The sequence below is a fragment of the Mycobacterium sp. NPDC003449 genome, from assembly GCF_053588415.1.
This window is the reverse complement of the sequence record NZ_JBSFPX010000322.1, coordinates 1-4,526: the sequence shown is the minus strand read 5'-3', so window position 1 is coordinate 4,526 and position 4,526 is coordinate 1. Positions and strand designations below refer to the sequence as shown.

Genomic DNA, 4,526 nt, shown 5'->3' with positions numbered 1-4,526 from the left:
TCGAACAGCGCGGCGTGCTGGCGCTCGCCCAGGTCACCGGCATCCAGGAGACCAACACCGAGATCAACAATCAGCCGTTGGTGAAGCTGGATCTGCGGATCTCGGGGCCAGGGGTCTCCTTCACCAGCCACGACCGGGTTCTCGCGTCGATCATGCGGCTGCCGATCATCACCAACCGCAAGCTCGTCGTGCTGGTCGATCCGGCCACCAAGCAGTACCAGATCGACTGGGATAGAAGTGGTTTGATCGGCGGGTTGACCCCGGCGACGTTCACGCTGGCCGAGGACGGCACCAGCCACGACCTGACCGGGCAGAGCGGGCCGCTGATGGAGATCCTGCAGATCCTCAAGGCGCACAACATCGGGATGGACGACATGATCGACCTGCGCGCCAATCCGGCGGCGCGCGAGCAGGTGCAGGCGGTGGTGCGCCGGGCCGCAGCGCGGGACACATCGGCGCCCGTATCCCAAACCGCACCGGCCGCACCCTTTCTGGCCCCGCCCGAGCCGTCGACCGCGCGGCGCCTGCAGGAACTCGAAACGTTGCGGGCCACCGGCGCTATCACCGAGGACGAATATGCCGGTAAGCGCCGACAGATCATCGCCGATCTGTAACCGCGTTGCCACTCGTCGGTGGTAACGTGCGCTTTGCGGTCCATTGAATTCATCGCGGCGGGTGTGGCTGTCGACGGAGCGGCGAACTCAAGATACGGGTCCGCGGCTACCGAAAGGCGGGCCATGACATCGACGGAACCGCAAGCCGAACGGTCCGGCGAGAAGGTCAGCCTGCCGACGCTGACCGCGATGGTGATCGGGTCGATGATCGGCTCCGGGGTCTTCCTTCTCCCGCGCCGATTCGGCGCCGAAACCGGGGTCGCCGGTGCGCTGATCGCATGGACGATCGCCGGTGCCGGAATGCTGATGCTGGCGTTCGTCTTTCAGCGGCTGGCCACCCGCAAACCCGACCTCGACGCCGGTGTCTACGCCTACGCCAAGGCCGGGTTCGGCGACTACGTCGGCTTCAACGCCGCGTTCGGGTTCTGGGCCTCGGCCTGCGCGGGCAACACGTCGTACTGGGTGCTGATCATGGCGACCGCGAGCGCGCTGTTCCCGGCGCTGGGCACCGGGGACACGTTCGTGGCGGTGCTCATCGCCTCGGTCGGGGTGTGGCTGTTCTGCTATCTCATTCTGCGCGGTGTCAAGGAGGCGGCGATCATCAACCGGATCGCCACCGTCGCCAAAATCGTTCCCATCATGGTGTTTATCGTCATCGCGATCATCGCCTTCAAGGCCGATGTGTTTGCCGGGAACTTCTGGGGCGGCGACGGTAACTACTCCTGGCAGTCGCTGTTCGAGCAGGCCAAAGGCACCATGCTCATCACGGTTTTCGTATTCATGGGCATCGAGGGGGCCAGCGTCTACTCCCGGTTCGCGCGCAGGCGCGAGGACGTCGGGCGCGCCACCGTCATCGGATTTCTGTCCGTGCTCGCCGTATTCATGCTGGTGACGCTGTGCTCCTACGGTGTGATGGCGCAGGACGAACTGGGCCGGGTCGATGATCCGCCGATGGCCGCGGTGCTGGAATCGGTGGTCGGGCAGTGGGGTTCGGTTTTCATCCGGATCGGCGTGCTGCTTTCGGTGCTCGGCGCGTATCTGGCCTGGACGCTGATGGCTGCCGAGATCCTGTATCTGCCCGCCAAGAGTGACGATATGCCGAAGTTTCTGGCCAGGACCAATTCTCACGGTGCGCCCGTCGCCGCACTGGTCATGGCCGCCGGCCTGGTGCAGCTGCTGCTGATCCTGGTGCTGTTCACCGCCAACGCACTCGACTTCATGCTGGATCTGACTGCGGCACTGGCGTTGATACCGTATATCCTGGCCGCGGCCTACGCCCTCAAGCTCACGATCACCCGGGAGACCTACCGGGATCGCCGCTCCCTGGTGCCGGACATGGTGGTGGCGGCGTTGGCGACGATATACACATTGTTTCTGGTGTATGCCGCGGGCTGGGATCATCTGCTGCTGTCGTGTCTGCTGTACGCGCCCGGCGCGGTGCTGTACGTGATGGCCCGGCGTGAGCGCGGCCGCCGGGTGTTCCGGCCCGCCGAGGCAGTGCTTTTCGGCGTCATCGTGATCGGCGCGATCGGTGCCGTGGTGAGCCTGACGACGGGCGCGATCGAACTCGATCTGCCGAATCCGGTCGAGACCACCGGGCTCGTGCATCTTCCCGATCCAGCCGAGACCACCGGGGTCAAATGACGAGAGGACCGCTATGAGAGCCGACGGGTACGGTGTTCATTCCGAGGTGGGCACGCTGCGCAAGGTGCTGGTGTGCTCGCCCGGACTGGCCCACGAACGACTGACCCCGACCAACTGCGACGACCTGCTGTTCGACGATGTGCTGTGGGTGCAGAACGCGCGTCGCGACCACTTCGACTTCATGGACAAGATGCGCGACCGCGGTGTCGAGGTGGTCGAGCTGCACAATCTGCTGACCGAGACGATGGACATTCCGGAGGCGAAGGCGTGGTTGCTGGACCGCAAGATCGTCGCGAACGAGGTGGGGCTCGGGCTGGTCGACGACACCCGCGGCTTCCTGAACTCGCTGAGCACGCGCAGGCTGACCGAGTTGCTGATCGGCGGCATGTCGATCCGGGACCTGCCCGCCGAAATGCAGTCGGGGCACCGGGCATTGGCGCGGGAGGCCACCGGCGTCACCGAGTATCTGATGCCGCCGCTGCCGAACACGCTCTACACCCGGGACACCACCTGCTGGATCTACGGTGGGCTGACGCTCAATCCGTTGTTCTGGCAGGCCCGGCACGACGAAACCCTGTTGATGAAGGCGATCTACGAGTTCCATCCCGACTACGTCGGGTCGAGGGTCTGGTGGGGCGACCCGGAGCGGACCTGGGGACTGTCGACGATCGAAGGTGGCGACGTCATGGTGCCCGGCAACGGCGTCGTCCTGATCGGGATGAGTGAGCGCACGTCACGTCAGGCCATCACGCAGGTGGCGGCCGAACTGTTCGTCGAGAACGCGGCCGAGAAGATCATCGTCGCGGGGATGCCCAAACTGCGCTCGGCGATGCACCTGGACACCGTGTTCACCTTCGCCGACCGTGATGTGGTCACCATCTACCCCGACATCGTCGACTCGATCCAGCCGTTCGTGCTGCATCCCAGCGACACCGACCCGGGTGTCGAGGTGGAGGAGGCCACCAAGCCTTTCGTGGAGACCGTCGCCGACGCGCTCGGGCTGGCCGAACTGCGGGTGGTGGAGACCGGTGGGACGAAGTACGACTCGGAGCGTCAACAATGGGACAGCGGCAACAATCTCGTCGCCGTCGAACCCGGGGTGGTCTTCGCCTATGATCGCAACACGCACACGAACTCGCTGTTGCGGAAGGCCGGTATCGAGGTGATCACCATCGTCGGCGCCGAGCTGTGCCGCGGCCGGGGTGGTGGACACTGCATGACCTGCCCGATCATCCGCGATCCGCTCGATTGGTAGCTCTCTAGAACACGTTCTACTTTTGCTGTTAGCCTGGGGTCCGGGATCACGAAAGGACCGGTGATGGCGGAAGGTAACGGAGCACTGGAAGGGCGGGTGGCGTTTGTCACCGGCGCCGCGCGCGGCCAGGGGCGGGCCCATGCCGTACGGCTGGCCCGCGAAGGTGCCGACATCATCGCGATCGATGTCTGCGCCGCCGTCGACGACAGCATCACCTACCCGCCGGCCACGCCGCAGGACCTCGCCGAGACGGTCAGTGCGGTCGAGGCCACCGGTCGCAAGGTGCTCGCCCGCGAGGTCGATATCCGCGACCTGGCGGCCCAGCAGCGCGTGGTCGCCGATGGTGTCGAGCAGTTCGGCCGGCTCGACATCGTGGTGGCCAACGCGGGTGTACTCAGCTGGGGCCGGATCTTCGAGATGTCGCCCGAGCAGTGGGACACCGTCGTCGACGTCAACCTCAACGGCACCTGGCGGACCATCCGGGCCGCGGTGCCCGCGATGATCGAGGCGGGCAACGGCGGCTCGATCATCGTGGTGAGCTCCTCGGCGGGCCTCAAGGCCACCCCGGGCAACGGTCACTACGCCGCGTCCAAGCACGGTCTGGTCGCGTTGACCAATTCATTGGCATTGGAGGTGGGGGAGTTCGGTATTCGGGTCAACTCCATCCACCCATACTCGATCGACACCCCGATGATCGAGCCCGAGGCGATGGCCGAGATATTCGGGAAGTACCCGAACTATCTGCACAGTTTCGCCCCGATGCCGTTGCAGCCGGCGGGGCAGAGCGGTGAAGGACTGTCGACCTTCATGACGCCCGAGGAGGTCACCGATGTGGTGGCCTGGTTGGCCGGTGACGGCTCGGCGACGCTGTCGGGCAGCCAGATCGCCGTCGACCGCGGCGTGATGAAGTACTGATTTTTCCCCGCGAGCAGACACAAAACTGCCCTGTTTCGGCGAGAATTGGGCAGTTTTTTTTATTCAAGCCCATAAACCTGTATCACCACATAAATGAA

The 4,526-nt window shown here is 65.0% G+C and carries 4 protein-coding genes; all 4 read left to right on the top strand.

All coding sequences use genetic code 11. From position 1 onward, the window contains the following. On the top strand, positions 1-614 hold a 614-nt coding region (locus ACWDTP_RS37630), incomplete at its 5' end, for an SHOCT domain-containing protein (protein WP_450028300.1). 123 nt (positions 615-737) lie between these two features. Next, positions 738-2,258 (top strand): basic amino acid/polyamine antiporter, encoded by a 1,521-nt coding sequence (locus tag ACWDTP_RS37625; protein WP_450028299.1) that lies wholly within the window; start codon positions 738-740, stop codon positions 2,256-2,258. 13 nt (positions 2,259-2,271) lie between these two features. After that, entirely contained in the window at positions 2,272-3,513 is a 1,242-nt protein-coding gene (locus ACWDTP_RS37620) for an arginine deiminase (RefSeq protein ID WP_450028298.1), read from the top strand. A gap of 63 nt (positions 3,514-3,576) precedes the next feature. Continuing rightward, positions 3,577-4,428, top strand: coding sequence for a mycofactocin-coupled SDR family oxidoreductase (locus tag ACWDTP_RS37615; RefSeq protein WP_450028297.1), 852 nt, complete (start codon positions 3,577-3,579; stop codon positions 4,426-4,428). Positions 4,429-4,526: the final 98 nt, after the last annotated feature.